The 17547-nt window shown below is 40.1% G+C and carries 21 protein-coding genes; 11 read left to right on the top strand and 10 right to left on the bottom strand.

Translation table 11 applies throughout. The features are described 5' to 3' along the window. Positions 1-35: 35 nt before the first annotated feature. Complete coding sequence (locus tag HPK16_RS06670; RefSeq protein ID WP_181676230.1) at positions 36-2363, bottom strand: glycoside hydrolase; 2328 nt, start codon at positions 2361-2363, stop codon at positions 36-38. 126 nt (positions 2364-2489) lie between these two features. Here HPK16_RS06670 and HPK16_RS06665 point away from each other — a divergent pair, with 126 nt between their 5' ends. From HPK16_RS06665 to HPK16_RS06655, 3 genes are all read left to right on the top strand, one after another. Further along, on the top strand, positions 2490-3365 hold the full coding sequence (locus tag HPK16_RS06665; protein WP_181676229.1) for a PhzF family phenazine biosynthesis protein: 876 nt from the start codon (positions 2490-2492) through the stop codon (positions 3363-3365). 65 nt (positions 3366-3430) lie between these two features. Beyond that, a complete protein-coding gene (locus HPK16_RS06660; protein WP_246369299.1) occupies positions 3431-4168 on the top strand; it encodes a DUF2238 domain-containing protein in 738 nt (245 codons plus the stop codon). Then, a complete protein-coding gene (locus HPK16_RS06655) occupies positions 4165-4545 on the top strand; it encodes a VOC family protein (RefSeq protein WP_181676227.1) in 381 nt (126 codons plus the stop codon). Before HPK16_RS06660 ends, HPK16_RS06655 begins: the two co-directional genes overlap by 4 nt. 49 nt (positions 4546-4594) lie before the next feature. On the opposite strand, the gene HPK16_RS06650 is transcribed toward HPK16_RS06655, so the two are convergent. Continuing rightward, a complete protein-coding gene (locus HPK16_RS06650) occupies positions 4595-5239 on the bottom strand; it encodes a Crp/Fnr family transcriptional regulator (RefSeq protein ID WP_181676226.1) in 645 nt (214 codons plus the stop codon). 333 nt (positions 5240-5572) lie between these two features. On the opposite strand from HPK16_RS06650, the gene HPK16_RS06645 reads away from it, so the two are divergent. Next, positions 5573-5794 (top strand): helix-turn-helix domain-containing protein, encoded by a 222-nt coding sequence (locus HPK16_RS06645; RefSeq protein WP_343064804.1) that lies wholly within the window; start codon positions 5573-5575, stop codon positions 5792-5794. 85 nt (positions 5795-5879) lie between these two features. After that, positions 5880-6716 (top strand): VOC family protein, encoded by an 837-nt coding sequence (locus tag HPK16_RS06640; protein WP_181676224.1) that lies wholly within the window; start codon positions 5880-5882, stop codon positions 6714-6716. Between the two features lie 55 nt (positions 6717-6771). Here HPK16_RS06640 and HPK16_RS06635 read toward each other — a convergent pair whose 3' ends face one another. Further along, positions 6772-7071 carry a hypothetical protein gene (locus HPK16_RS06635; protein ID WP_181676223.1) on the bottom strand — a complete coding sequence of 100 codons (300 nt, stop codon included), beginning with the start codon at positions 7069-7071 and terminating at the stop codon, positions 6772-6774. Between the two features lie 114 nt (positions 7072-7185). On the opposite strand from HPK16_RS06635, the gene HPK16_RS06630 reads away from it, so the two are divergent. The 3 genes from HPK16_RS06630 to HPK16_RS06620 are packed head-to-tail and all read left to right on the top strand — an operon-like array spanning position 7186 to position 9527. Then, the gene (locus tag HPK16_RS06630) at positions 7186-8139 is read left to right on the top strand and encodes a magnesium transporter CorA family protein (RefSeq protein ID WP_181676222.1); all 954 of its coding nucleotides are present in this window, start codon (positions 7186-7188) and stop codon (positions 8137-8139) included. Positions 8140-8168: 29 nt separating this feature from the next. Then, positions 8169-8810 (top strand): GntR family transcriptional regulator, encoded by a 642-nt coding sequence (locus HPK16_RS06625; RefSeq protein ID WP_181676221.1) that lies wholly within the window; start codon positions 8169-8171, stop codon positions 8808-8810. 60 nt (positions 8811-8870) lie between these two features. Next, positions 8871-9527 carry a GntR family transcriptional regulator gene (locus HPK16_RS06620; protein ID WP_181676220.1) on the top strand — a complete coding sequence of 219 codons (657 nt, stop codon included), beginning with the start codon at positions 8871-8873 and terminating at the stop codon, positions 9525-9527. A gap of 34 nt (positions 9528-9561) precedes the next feature. Here HPK16_RS06620 and HPK16_RS06615 read toward each other — a convergent pair whose 3' ends face one another. Continuing rightward, a complete protein-coding gene (locus tag HPK16_RS06615; protein WP_181676219.1) occupies positions 9562-10101 on the bottom strand; it encodes a GNAT family N-acetyltransferase in 540 nt (179 codons plus the stop codon). Continuing rightward, positions 10082-11143: a DUF975 family protein gene (locus tag HPK16_RS06610; RefSeq protein WP_181676218.1), complete on the bottom strand. Its 1062-nt coding sequence runs from the start codon at positions 11141-11143 to the stop codon at positions 10082-10084. The genes HPK16_RS06615 and HPK16_RS06610 overlap by 20 nt, the downstream gene beginning before the upstream one ends. Positions 11144-11317: 174 nt before the next feature. Between HPK16_RS06610 and HPK16_RS06605 the strand changes: the two genes are divergently transcribed. Together HPK16_RS06605 and HPK16_RS06600 are read left to right on the top strand one after the other, a co-directional pair. Next, positions 11318-11509 (top strand): Lmo0654 family protein, encoded by a 192-nt coding sequence (locus HPK16_RS06605; RefSeq protein ID WP_181676217.1) that lies wholly within the window; start codon positions 11318-11320, stop codon positions 11507-11509. A gap of 88 nt (positions 11510-11597) precedes the next feature. Beyond that, positions 11598-12317 carry a metallophosphoesterase gene (locus HPK16_RS06600; protein WP_181676216.1) on the top strand — a complete coding sequence of 240 codons (720 nt, stop codon included), beginning with the start codon at positions 11598-11600 and terminating at the stop codon, positions 12315-12317. 9 nt (positions 12318-12326) lie between these two features. Here the strand turns inward: HPK16_RS06600 and HPK16_RS06595 are convergent, their stop codons facing one another. The 5 genes from HPK16_RS06595 to HPK16_RS06575 all read right to left on the bottom strand — a co-directional run bounded on the left by HPK16_RS06595 (position 12327) and on the right by HPK16_RS06575 (position 16926). Continuing rightward, the gene (locus HPK16_RS06595; protein ID WP_181676215.1) at positions 12327-13340 is read right to left on the bottom strand and encodes an LLM class flavin-dependent oxidoreductase; all 1014 of its coding nucleotides are present in this window, start codon (positions 13338-13340) and stop codon (positions 12327-12329) included. Between the two features lie 99 nt (positions 13341-13439). Then, positions 13440-14375, bottom strand: coding sequence for an LCP family protein (locus HPK16_RS06590; protein WP_181676214.1), 936 nt, complete (start codon positions 14373-14375; stop codon positions 13440-13442). A 148-nt stretch (positions 14376-14523) separates the two neighbouring features. Further along, positions 14524-15087 (bottom strand): DUF420 domain-containing protein, encoded by a 564-nt coding sequence (locus tag HPK16_RS06585; RefSeq protein WP_181676213.1) that lies wholly within the window; start codon positions 15085-15087, stop codon positions 14524-14526. A gap of 135 nt (positions 15088-15222) precedes the next feature. Continuing rightward, the gene (gene pdxK, locus HPK16_RS06580; RefSeq protein ID WP_181676212.1) at positions 15223-16038 is read right to left on the bottom strand and encodes a pyridoxine/pyridoxal/pyridoxamine kinase; all 816 of its coding nucleotides are present in this window, start codon (positions 16036-16038) and stop codon (positions 15223-15225) included. A 21-nt stretch (positions 16039-16059) separates the two neighbouring features. Then, complete coding sequence (locus HPK16_RS06575) at positions 16060-16926, bottom strand: Cof-type HAD-IIB family hydrolase (protein WP_181676211.1); 867 nt, start codon at positions 16924-16926, stop codon at positions 16060-16062. Between the two features lie 193 nt (positions 16927-17119). Between HPK16_RS06575 and HPK16_RS06570 the strand changes: the two genes are divergently transcribed. Beyond that, positions 17120-17497 (top strand): DoxX family protein, encoded by a 378-nt coding sequence (locus HPK16_RS06570; RefSeq protein ID WP_181676210.1) that lies wholly within the window; start codon positions 17120-17122, stop codon positions 17495-17497. Positions 17498-17547: the final 50 nt, after the last annotated feature.

Genomic DNA, 17547 nt, shown 5'->3' with positions numbered 1-17547 from the left:
TTTTTTCTTATCTAATTCAAGTAAATACGATAATCTTAGTCCAGATTATTTGTTGAAATCATGGTCTTCTTGCCATTATTGATAATCAATGCGGTGTGTGCCTGAATGTTCCCATGATCCGTTTTGAAATCTTTAGTTGAAAAATTGGCGATAACTTGCAAGGTGGAGCCAAATTCTGTTTTTTGGACAAGACGTTCTGCATCAAGTATTTGGAAATTGGTCATTTCATGGCGTAATGCTTCTTGTTGGAATGGCGTCCAGTTTTTCATGTTTGCCGTGATATCAGCACGGTGCAACTCCCAGTTCGCTTCATCAAGATGGAACAAGGGCGGCGTGTTGTACAAATATTCCTTGAGACGACGCTCGCCGGTCTGTTCTTTGATTTTGTAACTATCCCATTCCCAGTGATGCGTTGTAATCACAGAACGATTATACACCAATTTGAAAAGTGGAATGGAGTACACGGGGCTCGTATAGATTGGCTTATAACCCTCTTTAATCGGAACAATTTTACTATAACGCGTTGGGATGGAGCCGTCCATCGAGGCATATTTCCCGATAAAATAGGGACTGTCCTCCTTTTCACGCATATCAGGATCACCCCATTTAATGACAGGCGTCTCCAAACCGTGTGCAAAAGCAATATGTGAGGCAGCGTAATCATTACCACCTTCTGAGCCGATAACAAAACCTTTTTTATTCAGATAATCGAGGCGCTTCATCCGAGCCGCAGCATCTTCTTTTTGTGTCGTAGGGTGTGATTTTGCGAAATCCTCATGAAGTTCACCCGCAGCATCGACGTCCATAAACCATGAATTAAAGGCAATTCCTTCTGCCAAAATACCATTGACACGCGTTTTAACAGCATTAAAAACGAGCGTTGGATTCAACTTGCGACCTTTACCGAGAAAACCTGTCAGCTTCTCGCCTTGCTCATTTTCCACAGTAGCATCTTCATACAGCTTCGGATCTGGGAAGGAAGCAGTATTCCAGTCGATACTCGCATTTTGTTGAATCGATTGATAAGAATCGTATGGGCCTACGAGATAGCCTGCACCAGCCGCGGTATTGACAGCAGTGGGATTCATTAGACCGTTCACCCAATTGGGAAGACCAATCCAAGCATTTTTTATTCCAGCTTGCTTCATTTCTTGAATGATAGCAGTAGAATTAGATTGACCCCATTCACGAACGGGAGTGGTCAAGTCCTTAATATGGCTAGCTATCAGATGCTTGTTTAAATCATAAAGCTCTTGCTCGTTCAACTTAGCTATACCTTTGTCGATATATTTTTTAGCCGTAGCATCAGGATTTTTAAAGATAGTTGGACTGTACAGTTGAGGCATTTGAAGAATATATTGGAGTGAATTCAGTATCATATTTTTTTCATATTGGTACATCTCGCCGTTTTTAATATTAGTCAGAACCTTCCTGTATTCTGTTGCTCCGTCTTCCCCATATCTATCAAGCAGATTCCCCATCCAATCAAAAAGGGGATCCTCGATGGAAGTCTGCAATTTGTTCCAATGCATATCGGCACTAGTTAAAATGCGACTATTCCATAGATAAGCGTGGGGTGCCCCATATAGTTTTTTTATCTCAGGATTTTGCTTCTCTTTTTCAGCTAATGTGGTAAATTGATGATGGTCTTTTATATAATTTTGATAGTTTTTGGCGATGGCTACAGGATCATTTTCTGTGATAAAAATACTATATTTATAAACTTTCTCTTTGTTTACAGAGGAAAACGTATGATTGATGCTAAACTGAATCGCGGGATCTGTATGGAATGAAATGTCATTATTAAAGGTGTCAGGTAAAATATAAGATACAGCGAATTTTTCCTTATTCAATGTGAAGAACTTCATCGAAAAATATTCATTCATTGTTTGCTCATTATCTGTTGTAAAATATTTTTTCCAAGCAGCATCATGTTGCGGAATCTGCTTTCCTTCTGAAATTGGTAGTGTATAAGTAGGGGCATTGACACGTGGCCATTCTAGCTGAGATGTTTTTGGATTTGTAGAATGGATCTTAACGTTCAGTGATTTCGCTTGTTTTTTGATAGAAACGTGGAACTTATCATCAGGGTAATCCCAACTTGTTTCGGTCGCTGTTTTTTTGAGATTTGTGACCTTACGCTTTTTTTGTGGTTCGGCAATTGTTTCGGTCGTGCCATCCTTTGTTACTGTCAAGGTGAATGTTTCAGGGATAGCCTCATATGTGAAATCGCCTTGAGCATATTCGATTCGTTTATTGTTTGCTTTGTCAATTTGTGATGGTGTCTTCGCGTTTGATTCGTGTGAGCAAGCAGTGCTGATTAGTAGAAACAGCGCAATACCTGCTATCATCATTTTTTTCATATCTCTATTCCTCCTTGTGTCGGTTCAAAGGCAACTATAGCATCCGTATGTGACGCTAGTTTGACGATATATGATTATTTCCCGGGAAATACATGCTATAATTTGAGGAAAAGGAGTGCTGTGGAAATGAAAGTGTATCATTATGACGCGTTTAGTAAAGTACCGGGCAAAGGGAATCCAGCAGGTGTTGTATTGGAGGCAGATAATTTAAGTTCAGAGGATATGCAAAAAATCGCCTCACAAGTAGGTTTTAATGAAACTGCTTTTGCAATGAAATCAGAGATAGCAGATATCAAGTTGCGCTATTTTACGCCAGGACATGAGATGAATCTTTGTGGTCACGGAACGATGGCTGCAATTTGTGCATTAAGCGAGCATCAATTTTTGACTGAAAAAGCCGAAATACGGGTAGAGACTAAAGCAGGTATTTTGACAATAAAAAGTAAGTATTCGAAAGATGGACAACTTTGGATGACTATGCAACAAGCAACACCAGTTTTTGAAGCTTTCTTAGGTTCCCGTGCAGATTTAGCACAAGTAATCGGACTAGTAGAGCAGGATCTCACTGATGAATGGCCGATAATGTATGGAAGCACGGGAATCTGGACATTACTCGTGCCAATAAAAAAACTAACCAGCTTCCAAAAGATGAAGCCAGATAATGCTAAGTTCCCCGATCTCCTTCAAGAGATGCCGCGCGCTTCCATTCATCCTTTTTGTTTGGAGACGATGGATACTGATGCCGCAATGCACGCTAGACATTTCTCATCTCCATTTTCTGGAACAATAGAGGACCCAGTGACAGGAACAGCATCTGGTGTTATGGGAGCTTACTACGCGAAGTACATTGCGCCTGATTTTGATGAATCGCTGGACATTGTGGTAGAACAAGGCGTTGAAGTCGGTCGTGATGGAAAAGTCATGGTCCATATTCATAAAAAGGAAACAACTTACGCCATCGAAATTACAGGCACAGCAGTATTTGTTGGTGAGATAGGATAATATTCCTAAACTCTGCTATAATGAAAGACGTATTAGCTATTATGTAAGAATGGGAGATGAAAACAATGTTAAAAAAGCTTAAGGGGCTCAGTATTTCACAATGGATTGCAATTTTTATTTTCGTCTCGATGGGGATTTCAATGATTTTTATTACGGTTGAAATTTTCCTAGCGCCAGTAGAACAAACGCCGGGACAGCCGAAAGTGACACTGCGAAGCGACTATATTTTCTTGTTGTTTGAATGTGTACTGGGAGTCATTATTCTATTATTACCAACAATTTTATCCCACCGATTTAAATTTGAAATTCCGGGTTTGGTCTATATTTTATTTTTAGTCTTTTTGTACGCATCAATTTATCTAGGTACCGTTCAAAAATTCTACTCTACAGTTCCTCATTGGGACAAAATTCTGCATACATTTAGTGGCGCCATGCTCGGTGCTATCGGTTTTTCATTCGTCAACTTGCTCAACAATGATAAACACGTCGTGATGAAAATGAAACCTGGCTTTATCTCTATCTTTGCATTCTGTTTCGCCGTTACATTGGGCGCTTTTTGGGAGATCTACGAGTATACATTTGACGGTATAATGAATCTAAATATGCAGCGTTACGAGATGTCGAACGGCACACCACTTGTTGGTCGCGCGGCATTAGCTGACACGATGGGCGATATTATTGTGGACGTCCTTGGTTCACTTGTCTTCGTCCTCATCGGCTACTGGTCACTGAAAAAAGGTCGACCATGGATGAAAAATTTTGAATTTAAGAAGAAAAAACCGAAAGAAGGAGTGGTAAAATGAAGATAGAACACGTAGCGATTTGGGTGGCAGATATTGAGCGAGCGAAGAGTTTCTATACGACCTATTTCGAAGGAGTCGCGAACGACAAATACACGAACGAAGCGAAAGGCTTTTCTTCCTATTTTATTAGCTATCCCACGGGTGCTAGACTTGAAATCATGCAACGTACAGATATTGTCGATGCAAAAGAAAAACCACTACTAGGATGGGCTCATATTGCTTTTTGTGTTGGTAGTAAAGAGCAAGTGAACGCTTTAACGAAGCAGCTCCAAAACGATGGATATAGATTAGAGAGCGGCCCAAGAACAACTGGCGATGGCTATTACGAAAGTGTTATTTTAGACAGCGAAGGCAATCAGATTGAAATTACAGCCTAGATAAAAAGGACGATGCGTGAATTTTCAACGCATCGTCTTTACTATGGAATCAGTCACCATCAAAAACCAATTCTCCGGTTTCGGTCCACTCATTGCAAAGATTGCTACATGTTTTGGTGCTTAAATTGGCGTAGTTAGCAAGTAAGGTTTTGGAAAAATAATTGGGAATGAATAAAATACCATCACGATAGTCTCCAAAGAGATGTGCAACTTCTTTTAGTAACGCCAACAAACGATGTTCTGCAGCCTCTTGTAATAGCAAGGTTTTGTTGAATAGCATTTCTTCTTTTCTGTGATTGTTTGCATATAAAAATAGCCAGCCTTCTTGGAAACTTAGCAGTGTTGTTAGCATGTCGGCTCTATCAAATTCATAGACAGTTGTGGGCTGAAGTACTTTCAGCGTATAAAAGGAGTTATCGTTAGTATAAGGGTTAGAGAGACCGATAATGTTTTTCTTTCCCAAAAAACCAACGATATTTTGGTCTTTATTACATGAAATCACACCACTCTCGATGAAGTAAATATTTTTAAAAGGTTGATTTTCAATAAAGATGTGCGTATTTCTTTTTAAAGTGCATTTTTTATAGGGGATACGATGGGTGAGTAAGAACTCTAAAAAATGGTTGTAGTCGAATTTTCCTTGATCCATATTCTCCAAATGAATTTCTTTTAAACTCTTTATTTTTTCTTTCATAACTAACCACCTTTCTTGATATCCTTATTATAGCACTACTTTACTGGTCTTTTCTTGAGGTAAATAGCTATCTAGACGGATAAGTATCGTCATAATATAAATCTAGAACTATAAATAAAGACCATATTCTTTCGCATCGATCTATTTGTGACAGATATATATTATTTATTTATGAGGGTCATAAGGCAGTTTTATTCTATCAAGGCTATATATGGTGAAAAAATGTAGTTCTATGAGAATAAAGAGGGAATCTACTTATTTTTTCTTAGGCAATTTTATGTTATAATATGTTCAATGATGAGCAAGTCAAGGAGGAGAATAAATTTGGCAAAGGTGAAAAAAACCAAAAAATCTACTTCTACGCTCGATATGTATTATGAAGAACATATAGATAGCTTCGTTGATTTGAAAACATACTTGTCTGAGGTAGAGATCCATTGTATCAAAAAAATCATTGAGAGAAATGATGGAAACATGACGCAGACCGCCATACAGCTAGGTATTCATCGCTCGATATTATATCGAAAGTTGAATGGATTTGAAAAGAAAAAATGATTACTTACTAATTGTAAGCATGAAGATGGACTTTTAGCAGGTAATATGTTGTAATGTTATTAGTTACAACGAAAGGGTGACCAATATGACAATGGAAATAGGAAAAGTTGTTTTGAAAACGAAGAGCAAGCATACATTGGCGGCTTTTTATAGCGAGATAATCGGGTTAAAAGTGATAGCGGATGAGGCTGATAAAATAGCATTAGGCGTTGATAATCGAGTCCTTCTAGAATTGATAGAGATCAAGCAAGGGAAGGCTCCGAAACAAGCGAAAACTGGGCTATATCATACGGCTTTTTTGTTGCCTAGTAGAGCTGAACTTGGTAGCTTTTTACATCATTTGTTGGAAAGTAACTACCCAATAGACGGCGCTGGAGATCATATATATAGTGAGGCATTATATTTCCGAGATCCTGATGGTAATGGGATTGAAGTCTATGCGGATCGGCCTCGAAATGAGTGGCAACGTGATGAGCTTGGAAACCTTCCTATGGCAACGAATGAGGTCGATGGAGACGGTATATTGATGGTGGGAGCTGAACTCGATTGGTATGCGGCTCCAAATGATACAACCATTGGGCACATTCATTTGCAAGTCAGTCATTTAGAAGACACGCGCCAATTTTATCAAACGATTCTAGGTTTCCAAGTGACTACAGAGATTCCATCTGCACTATTTTTTGCCTCGGGGGATTATCATCACCATATTGGTACAAATATTTGGGCTGGTCGTGATTTGCCTAAAATGGCAGACTTAGAGACGGGTCTTGCTTATTTCTCCATTCAAGTAGAAGAATTGGACAGGCTAGAGGATCGGCTGATAGCATATGATGTAGCCTATGAGAAGGATTCGGATACTCTGATTACATTAGAGGATCCAAATGGAATCATCATAAAGATTGCGACTAATACAAAAAGCTAAGCATCATTTCGATGCTTAGCTTTTCTTTATAGGCAAAATTTTGCTATAATTGATTTTAAGAGTGCTTCCAATTCTTTTGGCGCGTTGATGTCTTCTTTAGTAGCCAATGTGCAAGTCCAAGTGCGGCTTGAATGAGTACGAAAGTTAAGATGCCTAGATTCAAATAGAATAGGGCGGTTTGGGCTTCTGCTGGGAAGGCGCGTTGAACGAATAGAAAAGCCAGAAAGAAACCAGCATTGGCGCCAAGCGAGACCCAGTAAACAGAGATTTTCCCAAGCTTACTAATGACAAAAGATAGCGTAAAGAAAAAGATCGCGAAACAAAAACCAACCAATATCATTTGTATCGACTCCATGACGCTCACCTCGTATTATTACGGAATTGGTATTATTGATAATAATTGTAACACAAATGAAATGTATTGTAAAGGTTACATAAGATAGGCCTGATTCGGTAAGGGGGGACACGGATGATTGAATATTATATAACGCAAGAAAATGATGAAATACGTCAGATTGAAGGCTATCAAGTTGGATGTTGGGTTCATGTTGTGGCACCGAGTCCTGATGAGATTGACTATTTATCGAAAAAACTAGATATACCAAAGGATCATATTCTAGACCCGCTGGATAAAGAGGAACGTTCGCGAATCGAATTGAAGCATGTAGAGGAGAATTTCAAGCATTCCTTGGTTATTGTGGATTGTCCGATAGAGGCAAAGGATGAGATGGGTTTCCTTGAGTTTAAAACGATACCGATTGGAATTATTACGACAAAGGAAGTTGTGGTAACCGTTGTGCTGAAACAATTGCCGGTGCTTGAAGATATTATGGACAGGCGCATGGAGCAGTATAATACAGCCAACCATGTCCAGTTTTTGTTACAAATTCTGTACGCGGTATCCTACTACTTTTTGAAATATTTAAATAGCCTAATTGAGCATATGCATACACTTGAAAAAAATATCCGTCAGTCTATGCAAAATGAAGAGCTGTATGCTTTTATGGCCGCGCAACGAAGCTTGGTCTTTTTTGCGACAGCGCTTCAATCCAATAAGGCTGTTCTGGATAAAATGATTCAGGCGGGGCATTACACCGGTAAGGATGAGGATAAAGAGTTATTGCAGGATGTTATTATCGAAAATAAGCAAGCAATCGCGATGACGGATACATATACGCAAATTGTTGGTGGGATGTCTGACACTTTTTCGTCTGTGATTGCGAATAATTTAAATCGGGTGATGAAATTTTTGACGTCATTTACGATTATTTTGTCGTTACCAACCATTGTGGCGAGCATTTATGGGATGAATGTGAAGCTACCATTTTCAAATCAAGAATATGCTTTTGGGTTGATTATGGTTGGAACCTTGATTATTACGATTATCACAACGATTATATTTTGGCGCAAAAAGTACTTCTAAAATGGGACTTCGAGAGGAACTGATTCTTTATGGAAAAGCAAAACTATGAGAAAAAAGCGTATGAAACAATGAAGGAGAAGATTTTGAATGGGCAATTGCGAACGGGGGATCGCGTGCCGGAGAATACGATCGCCAAGGAGCTAGGTATTAGCAGGACACCGGTGCGTCGTGCTTTAGTTATGCTGGAAACAGAGGGATTTTTGACGATTGAGAGTAATCGTGGTGCTTTTGTTTGTGAGAGCAAGGTGACGGTAGGTAAGTTCATCGAGATGTTGGAAATGTTGGAAGTTCTGACGATTAAGACGATGGATAAAATCGAGACGAAGGGGATTTCTTTTGAACCGCAGCATTTGTATAAGCGTTTATCTGTCATGGAAGGGCATTTGAAAACTGGGAATAGCAACGGATTTGTAGAAGAAGGTTGGCAAACTGTTTTTGATTTTATCGCTTATATGGGGAATTCTTATGCGGATAGCGCAGTTAGAAAGATGGGAATCGACTTTTTAACGAAGGCTCCAAAAGAAATTATTTTGATACCGTTCCAGAATGGGGCTTATTTAATTGAGCAGTATCTCAGAATGAATGAACTGCTAAGGACGAAAGATTTTGATAAGGCAGAGACGATTGTTCGTGAATTGGTCAATTATTTTATTATAAAAACGTTCCGATAGGTGAAATTTTTGGAAGGTTATGCTACAATATTCGTAATTAAGATAGGGGTGTCGAGAGCATTGAAAAGTAAACGAGAGTATAAGACGCTAGACAGAATGGTCTATTTTAGCATTATTGAGAAGATAAAAACAGGGGAATTAAAACCGAACGAGCATTTGACAGAGGAACGTTTGGCAAAGGAATTAGATGTTAGTAGGTCGCCGATACGCAAGGCAATTACGGCATTGGTTTCAGAGGGAATTCTAGATTATCGTACATATAGTGGCGTTGTTGTTCGAGATTCGATGATTGATCCGGCGAAATACGCTTACCTCTTAGAAGTAATCGAAGTGTTTATGGATGCCGCAATTCAGAAAATGAAGAAAAATAATACGCCGGTCGATATAGCGGCGTTGCGGAATTATATTGCATCGATGGATCGTTCTTCTTATTTGCAAAATATGGAGGATTACATCTTCAATCAACACCAATTTTTCTTCCGTATTCTAAAACATGATCCAAATCCGTATTATTATGAGAATGTGAAGCGTGTCTTTTTCACGATTAACAATTTTTCGATGGAAACGGTCGTGAAGCAAGGTTCGGAGGATAAACGTGATTTGACTGTGAAGAAATTTACGGCGATTGCGGATGCCTTTGAACAAAATGAATATGACTTAGCGAATGAGCGTATTCAAGCCTTATTTAGCGATTTTGCGCTTAGTGCTTTTCGGTGAAGAGTGCACAAAAAGAACGTAGGGCATGATTATCCTACGTTCTTTTTTCGTATAGACAGAAGCCGTCGACGATTGCGATTTGTATGAAGCCAGCTTTTTGATAGAGAGTGTTTAATTTTTTATTGTCAGCTATGCAGTCGAGTCGCAGGTATTGGTAGTGGCTTTGTGCGGATTCCACGCCTGCCCAGTCGAGAATTGCTTGACTTAAGTTTTGACCAGCGAAGGCTCTAGCAATCATTAAGCGGTGCAAGTATCGCGCAGGTGTTTGATAACCGTGGTCACGCCATAAACGCTTATCCCAGTCGCTCGCTGTTTTTCGTAAAATAAAGGCTGATGCGATGCCTTCTGATTCTGTTTCACGTACTAAAAAGACTTCGCCATCTCGAATGCGATCTTTTAGCCCATGGACATCTTTCCCTTCCAGAATATCGTTCCATTGAGAGGAGCCAGAATTCTTTAGCCAAGATGCCGTATCGATCATAAGTTGCTGTAAAGAGGCTTCGTCGGAAACAGAAGCCTCTTGCACAGTGAAAATAGAATTGCCTAATGAAATATTATTTTTGTTCGTCGTCATTCTTTTGTTCCGTTGTTTCTTCGTGATCTGCTGGTTGAGATGGGCGAACAGCTTCACTTATTGTATCGTCAGGTGTTTCTTCTGTTGGGGTTTCGTGCGTGCTTACATCGGCTTTTGGTTCTGCCTCAGGAGCTTCAACCGGATCAACCATGGAATCAGCACCCCATGTTTTATTTTCGAAATGCGGCGATTCTGGCTCATCGACTGGTGTCGGATCAACCGGTGGAATCGCGCCAAATGTTGTGTCATCTTCGGGAACTGTCGTTGTGTAGGCTGCCGTATCCGTATCACCGCCAAACGTTCCAGTACTTGCATATAAATCGTCATAGAACACCGCACAAGCTACAAGCACTTGTGGATAAATCCAAATGGCTAAACCGAATAATACAGCAAGCATCAAAAAGTAACCAAGAATAAACACAATCGCAAATACCGGGCTCATATCTGGTACGCTACTATAGTAATCATACGAATACGAATTATAGCCATAGTCAAACATTGCTGTTGTAGCCATTGCAATGATTCCAAGCACCATCATAATGATAACTGGAATAAAGAATACCCAAACATAAGATAGCACAAGTCCAAACAAGCGACCTTTATGGCCATTCATGCGGTGGCGACTTTCTGTAATCGCGTCAAGCGGAGAAATATTAGGATCATCGCGTAAAATCATAAATGTTTGCGAGTATGAAAATGATTTAATAATACCAGGAATAAGGAATAATAAGCTCCATAAAAAAGTAAAAATAAATACAAGTACCGCTGCAAGTAAATTACGACCAAACGTTTTAAAACCACTAAATAAATAACCAATTTCCGGCTTTTCTTGACGGCTAATTGCAAGGAAGAACCAAGTCGCACCAATCATAAAAGGACCAGCGAAAACATAGTAAGCAATCGTTCCGAGCACTGGAATGAAATTAATCATTGACACAGCCATTAAAATTACATAAGCAAGCGCCATACCCCCAATTGCCAATCCCCAATTACCCTTTAAGGATTGCTTCGTCATTTTTCTAACTTCTGAAATACTCATCATAAAAATTCTATCCCCTTTCTTTTGTGAAAATACATGTATACTTAAAACTACCATAGAATCAGTCACATTGATAGTGATAATCCAAATTTTTATAAAATGATTGACTTTTCGAGTAAAGGGGAATAGGCTATAAGGTAAAATAGATCTGAATGAGGTTAGTGGAGGTGAAAATATATGGCCTATGAAAAACAAGATTTAGAGGATCGTCTTATTGAATTGCGCCGCCAGCATCAGGAATTGCTTGGAGAAACAGATCAATTTAATGATGCTAATTTAGTAAATGGTACGATTTCAGCTACCGAGTTAAGAATGAATGCACTTGAAAAAGAAATCAAATCAGTGGAGAAAAAACTAAATAAGTTATAAAATGATCTTGATTAATACGCAGATCAGCCTTTCGAAGTTTGGTGTTTTTAGCCAATGCTTCAGAGGTACTACATATGAGGTGATAGCGATGGATTACATTTTTGCAGTTGGTGATATTCATGGAGAAATAGCGGCTTTCGAGGAGCTTTTAACACATTGGAACCCAGATAAAGAATGCTTATTATCTGTTGGTGATTTAATCGATCGCGGGACAAATCCAGGTGCTGTTATTCGAAAAGCGATGTTTCTTGAGGCGAAATATGATGCCATTTTCTTGCGTGGCAATCATGAAAATATGCTATTGGATTGGCTTGCAGACCCGAGTGAGAAAATGATGTATTACATTAGTCAAGGCGGAATGGAAACGATTGAAAGCTTACTAGCATACAAAAATGCTGCCAAAATAACGCCCGAAGAACTAGCGCGGCGAGTGGAAAATGAGGCTGCTGCAGAACTTGCCTTCATTAGAAAACGACCATATTATATGGAGTGGGGTCGTTTTGTGTTTGTCCACGCAGGTGTTGATTTGGAATTATCCGATTGGAAGCAGACACCAGAACATGATATGGTTTGGATTCGTGAGCCATTTCAACAAGGTACAAATCGGACGGGAAAGACGTTTGTAGTGGGTCACACGCCGACAGAGAGTTTGAATGCCGATGGTGGGACCGCTATTTGGTATTCGCCAGACCGTTCGATTATCGATATTGATGGTGGAGCGGTATTTGGCGGAGCTTTGCACGGTGTTCTTTTATCACATGATGGTGTGGAGAAAACGTATAGTATTCATAATAAAAAAGAAGTTTAGACGCTGCGTCTAAACTTCTTTATTTCCCCAAATTTTATAGAGTAGTTCGTAATTTTTCTGTTTGAGTACAGGGTCATAGATATTGGATGCAACAATCAGTTCGTCGGGTTGATGCGTAGCCATGAATTCTTGCAGTTCCGCTTTTACTTTGTGCTGGTCGCCGATGAAAGAATACTTTAGTTGATGCTTTAGTGCATGTTTTTCATATTCGGACCAGTGTTGATCCATATTAGAAATCGGTTTTGGAAGTGGGGTAGGCGCGCCCCGTGTCAGATTTAAGAACGATAGATAGCCTGATGTTGCTAGAAAATCAGCTTCCTCCATGGTATCACTAATAATCGTGCTGACCGTCACCATAGCATAAGGCTCATCCAAAACGTCCGATGGCTCAAAGCGACTGCGATAAAGTTCCAACGCATTTTCTAATTCATCGGGTGCAAAATGGCTAGCAAATGCAAAAGGTAGACCAAATTTCGCGGCTAACTTGGCGCTATACGTACTAGACCCGAGCAAATAAAGTGGTACGTGGAGACCTCGACCGGGAATCGCAACGATGCCATCATTGCCGCCATCTGAAAAATAGTTGCCTAGTTCAATCACCGAATTAGGAAAAGCTTCTACTGTTTCATGTAAGTCACGACGGAGTGCCCGAGCTGTTTTGAAATCGGTGCCTGGCGCGCGACCAAGCCCAAGATCAATCCGACCGGGATACATTGTTGTGAGCGTCCCAAACTGCTCAGCGATAATGAGTGGAGAATGGTTTGGTAGCATGACGCCACCCGAACCGACACGAATTTTTTCGGTATGCCCAGCAAGAAATCCTATCAAAACAGCCGTCGCTGAACTAGCAACACCAGCAATACCATGATGCTCAGCCACCCAATAGCGGTGAAATCCTGTTTTTTCAGCAAACTGAACGAGCGATTTACTATTTTGAAACGCATCCGCTTCATTGAAACCCTCACGAATGGTTGCTAAATCGAGAATGGATAAGGGAACTTGCCCAAATTTATTGTTTGTCATAAAATCACTGCCCTTCTTTGACTAATAGTATATGCTTCTTCCTCACCGTAGTCAAAAAAAAGAAACCACCCGCTACTCGGAACAAGTGATTTCACATTCTCAGTCATTTAAAAAATCTTGTAAAGCTTTCGCATTTGCTGCCACATCAATATCTAGCACAGAACCATGTGAATTGCGGACATTTTTATACGTACCATCAACAGGTAGCCGGAAATCTTTCATATCTTTGGCGTTACCTAGCACGAAATCTTTCCCAATTGAGATCATCATGCCTGTCGTCACATTCGTATTCGTATAGCCCTGCATCGTACCAATCAAACTTGGAAGCTTCGTTACGGTACCGATACTTTGCGCCTGATCTTTCAGGGCATTCAAGACTTGCTGTTGACGACGAACCCGGCCGAAATCACTCTCAGCATCATGACGGAAACGCGCATATTGCAGCAATGTTTCGCCATCCATCGTTTGCTTACCAGCTTTAATGTTAGCCTCGATATTTTTTGACATATCTTTTTCAGCATCAATCTCGATCCCATTTGGCGCGAGTGTATCGACAATTTTCGGGAACCCTTCAAAATTAGCAACCACATAATACTCAATATTAACGCCAAAATTCTCTTTGATTGTTTGGCGAACCAGTTCAGGACCACCAAAAGAATAAGCAGCGTTGATTTTGTTCAAACCGTAACCAGGAATATCGACATATGTATCACGCATAATCGAGACTAATTTCGGTGATTTTGATTTCGTATCATAGTGAGCGATAAGCAAGGAATCCGAACGACCTTGGTCTTTCCCACGCGAATCACTTCCTATTAAAAGCACATTGAGATCATTCACATCTTCCGCTTTTTGCCCATTAAATTCAAAGTCTTTCATGTTATTATCAGCCTCAGCCGCATTTAGACTAGATTTATACTGATAAAAACCGAATCCAGCAATGGCTAGAATAATGACTAAAATTACTGCAAAAATAGTCCTGCCTTTTCGTAGTTTCTTCTTCGTTGGTTGATTGCGATCTTGGCGAGTGGCCATATCTTTCACCTCGTTCATTAGATTGAAGCTAACAACAAAACAATTCTCCCAGAATAAGTATAGCTAACCAATGTTACATAAATGTTTCAAAATGGGTGCATACACCTAATAAATCGGCGACAAGCGTTAATAGTAAGATCCCCTAAAATCAATAATAAGGCGCCATAAACAAGTAAACGAGTACGCCAGTCAGACTTACATATAGCCAAATTGGCATTGTCCAACGAACGATTTTTTTATGTTTTTGGATTTGATTTGTCCAGCCCCATACAAGTGCGAAGAGCGCTAAAGGCACAACGACTGCAGCAAGGAAGCTATGTGTAATCAGGATAAAGAAGTAAATCGGACGAACAATTCCTTCGCCACCAAAGGTTGATGTTTCGGCAGACATGTAATGAAATGTCAAATAACTAACTAGGAAAAATAACGTCGATGTGAAAGCGGCTAAAATGAAGCCACGGTGCATCTTGATATTTTTCTTCGCAATAATCGCCCACAAAGCAATTAACAGAAAAACAAACGTAAAGCTGTTAAAAATGGCATTGAGACGAGGAAAAACAGATAAGTCATAGTCTACTTTCCCTTGATAACCGATTGGCGAGAAGAATAGCAGTAAAATAACGACTACCGCTACGAATGACAAAATCATAATGGGCCAGAAATAGTTTTTTTCAGATGACGCTTTATTTATCGCATCTTTTTTTTGTGTCATGAATTTAAATCCCCCTAAAATAAGTTTCACTACCATTATAACATGTTCAAAGAGGAAATTGTATGAAAAGTGATTCACAAACAAAAACCAGCGTGCTTCCACGCTGGTTTTTGTTGAGAAATCAATTCCAGAACCTTATCTGTTTTCTGCGTTGTTGTATGCGCCGTGCCAAACTGGACCGATGAATTTATTTAGGGCAAAACCGCCTTTTATCGCAGCTGTTACGAAGTCTTTTGCTTTATGCACGGATTCTTCAACGGTTAAACCTTTAGCAAGTCCAGCCGTGATTGCTGCTGCAAATGTACAGCCTGCGCCGTGATTGAAGTTGGTGTCGATTTTTGGTGTTTCAAGAACGGTGAATGTTGTTCCATCATATAATAGGTCGATGGCTTTATCGCTTTGCAACGCTTTTCCACCTTTGATGACGACATATTTCACACCAAGTGCGACAATTTTTTCAGCAGCAGCTTTCATATCGTCGAGTGTTGTTAATTTGCCGAGACCTGAAAGTTGTCCTGCTTCGAATAGGTTTGGCGTCGTAATTAACGCGCGAGGTAGCAATAAATCACGGATAGCTTCGGCATTTTCTGGTTGGATAAGTTCGTCCTCGCCTTTACAAACCATAACGGGATCGATAACGACATTTTGTAACTTGTATTCATCGATGGCGTCACGCGTTGCTTCGATGATTTCAACAGAACCAAGCATTCCGGTTTTCATCGCGTCCACTGGGCCACCGGATAGGATTGTTTTTAACTGGGCACGCAATAAATTGGCATCAAGCGGTGTTACGCCATGGCTCCAATTATTGTCTGGATCCATCGTCACGATTGTTGTGATCGCCGAAAATCCGAATGTGCCGTACTCTTCAAATGTTTTTAAATCTGCTTGGAGTCCAGCGCCACCGCTAGAATCCGAGCCTGCAACGGTTAATGTTTTTTTGATTGTCATGATAAATTCCCTCCAGTTACCTTAATTATTTGATTCAAGCATCTTGTGAATGGCAGTCGCGACGCCATGTTCGTCATTTGAATCCGTGACGTGTTTGGCTAGTTTTTTGACAGCCGGTTCAGCGTTGCCCATCGCGACGCTGTAACCCGCCATTTTCAACATGGAAACGTCATTGAAATTATCGCCAATCGCGAAGGTTTCATCCATTGTCACGCCCATTTTTTCCACATAAAATTGCAAGGAAAGGCCTTTTTGCGCGTCGATGTGTGTAATTTCAATGTTGTCGGAGAACGAAGAACTAACCGCCAAATTTCCTTTTGATTCAAGCTCGTCTTTCGCTTTTTTGAGCACCACTTGATCAGAAGAAAAGGCGATGAATTTCAAAATCGTGATGTCCTCGTTTTGAAAAAGGCGCTCTGGATCATCAATCACGTGAACATCTTTGCTCTCAAAACGTTCCTCGACATAGCGGTGAATTTCGTCTGTCGTTAAATCAGGATGAACTTTGCGCTGAATTTCTTTCATGAGCTCGATACCCTTGTCTTTATTCGGCGAAATCGGACCAATATCGGTGAAAAACTCGCAATACATCCCCAAATCTGTTAAAACTTGATACGTATATCGTGCTGAGGTTTTATCGATCGGGATTTGTTTCAAAATCTTGCCGTGTTCATCGCGAATCTCGGCACCATTCATACAAATCGCTGGTGCATAAAGGTTTGCGTGATTGATTAGTTGCATCGCATCATCGTACATTCGCCCAGTACATAACACGAAATGAATGCCTTTTGCGCGAGCCTGTTCGATAGCTTTCACGCCTTCATCGTCCACTTGGATTTTTGAGTTAAGCAGTGTGCCATCCATATCTGAAGCAATTACTTTTATCATATAATAGAATCCTCCCATTTTCGTACCTACAACACTAGGATATCATTTTTTCAGCAAAATTGCAGTAAGTAAAATCGGGGAATCAGGGGTTATAAAGCTGAGATTTAATAAAAATTTAATACCCAGTTAAGCAGTAGGATATATTTTTCCGACATAATAAATTTTACTACACAGATAAAGGAGATTAGAAAAAATGAATAAATATGGTATTTTAATTGTTCGAATTTTACTTGGAGGATTGATGTTCCTACATGGCTTACAGAAATTTACGAACGGGATTGGCGGTACAGTACAGTTTTTCGATAGTTTAGGGATTCCTGGATTTATGGCTTATATCGTAGCTTCGATTGAATTAGTCGGCGGTTTGGCGCTTGTTTTTGGCGTGTTAGTCCCTTATGTTTCGGCGCTTTTTGTTATTGTTTTGGCCGTGGCGATTGTGACAGTGAAGTTTTCAAGCGGTTTCTTAGGCGGCTACGAACCAGAATTCGTCCTAATGGTGCTGGCTATCGTAACTTTGATAACAGGCTCGTTCAAAAAGATATTTCAGTTCCTCCCAGCAAGCGGAAAATAATGCGTTATCAGCCCGGTTCAGAATTTTTTTGAATTGGGCTTTTTGCTGGA

Origin of the sequence: Paenilisteria rustica (assembly GCF_013820765.1) — a bacterium.
GTDB lineage: Bacteria > Bacillota > Bacilli > Lactobacillales > Listeriaceae > Listeria_A > Listeria_A rustica.
This window is presented reverse-complemented; position numbering and strand designations above follow the sequence as displayed.

Bases quoted from the DNA above. Each gene is read 5' to 3' on its own strand.
- HPK16_RS06590 (WP_181676214.1), bottom strand. From the start codon at position 14,375: ATGGCCACTCGCCAAGATCGCAATCAACCAACGAAGAAGAAACTACGA.
- HPK16_RS06660 (WP_246369299.1), top strand. From the start codon at position 3,431: ATGTTAAAAAAGCTTAAGGGGCTCAGTATTTCACAATGGATTGCAATT.
- HPK16_RS06655 (WP_181676227.1), top strand. From the start codon at position 4,165: ATGAAGATAGAACACGTAGCGATTTGGGTGGCAGATATTGAGCGAGCG.
- HPK16_RS06650 (WP_181676226.1), bottom strand. From the start codon at position 5,239: ATGAAAGAAAAAATAAAGAGTTTAAAAGAAATTCATTTGGAGAATATG.
- HPK16_RS06610 (WP_181676218.1), bottom strand. From the start codon at position 11,143: ATGATGAGTATTTCAGAAGTTAGAAAAATGACGAAGCAATCCTTAAAG.
- HPK16_RS06570 (WP_181676210.1), top strand. From the start codon at position 17,120: ATGAATAAATATGGTATTTTAATTGTTCGAATTTTACTTGGAGGATTG.
- HPK16_RS06635 (WP_181676223.1), bottom strand. From the start codon at position 7,071: ATGGAGTCGATACAAATGATATTGGTTGGTTTTTGTTTCGCGATCTTT.
- HPK16_RS06670 (WP_181676230.1), bottom strand. From the start codon at position 2,363: ATGAAAAAAATGATGATAGCAGGTATTGCGCTGTTTCTACTAATCAGC.
- HPK16_RS06585 (WP_181676213.1), bottom strand. From the start codon at position 15,087: ATGACACAAAAAAAAGATGCGATAAATAAAGCGTCATCTGAAAAAAAC.
- HPK16_RS06625 (WP_181676221.1), top strand. From the start codon at position 8,169: ATGGAAAAGCAAAACTATGAGAAAAAAGCGTATGAAACAATGAAGGAG.
- HPK16_RS06605 (WP_181676217.1), top strand. From the start codon at position 11,318: ATGGCCTATGAAAAACAAGATTTAGAGGATCGTCTTATTGAATTGCGC.
- HPK16_RS06640 (WP_181676224.1), top strand. From the start codon at position 5,880: ATGACAATGGAAATAGGAAAAGTTGTTTTGAAAACGAAGAGCAAGCAT.
- HPK16_RS06630 (WP_181676222.1), top strand. From the start codon at position 7,186: ATGATTGAATATTATATAACGCAAGAAAATGATGAAATACGTCAGATT.
- HPK16_RS06595 (WP_181676215.1), bottom strand. From the start codon at position 13,340: ATGACAAACAATAAATTTGGGCAAGTTCCCTTATCCATTCTCGATTTA.
- pdxK (WP_181676212.1), bottom strand. From the start codon at position 16,038: ATGACAATCAAAAAAACATTAACCGTTGCAGGCTCGGATTCTAGCGGT.
- HPK16_RS06665 (WP_181676229.1), top strand. From the start codon at position 2,490: ATGAAAGTGTATCATTATGACGCGTTTAGTAAAGTACCGGGCAAAGGG.
- HPK16_RS06575 (WP_181676211.1), bottom strand. From the start codon at position 16,926: ATGATAAAAGTAATTGCTTCAGATATGGATGGCACACTGCTTAACTCA.
- HPK16_RS06615 (WP_181676219.1), bottom strand. From the start codon at position 10,101: ATGACGACGAACAAAAATAATATTTCATTAGGCAATTCTATTTTCACT.
- HPK16_RS06600 (WP_181676216.1), top strand. From the start codon at position 11,598: ATGGATTACATTTTTGCAGTTGGTGATATTCATGGAGAAATAGCGGCT.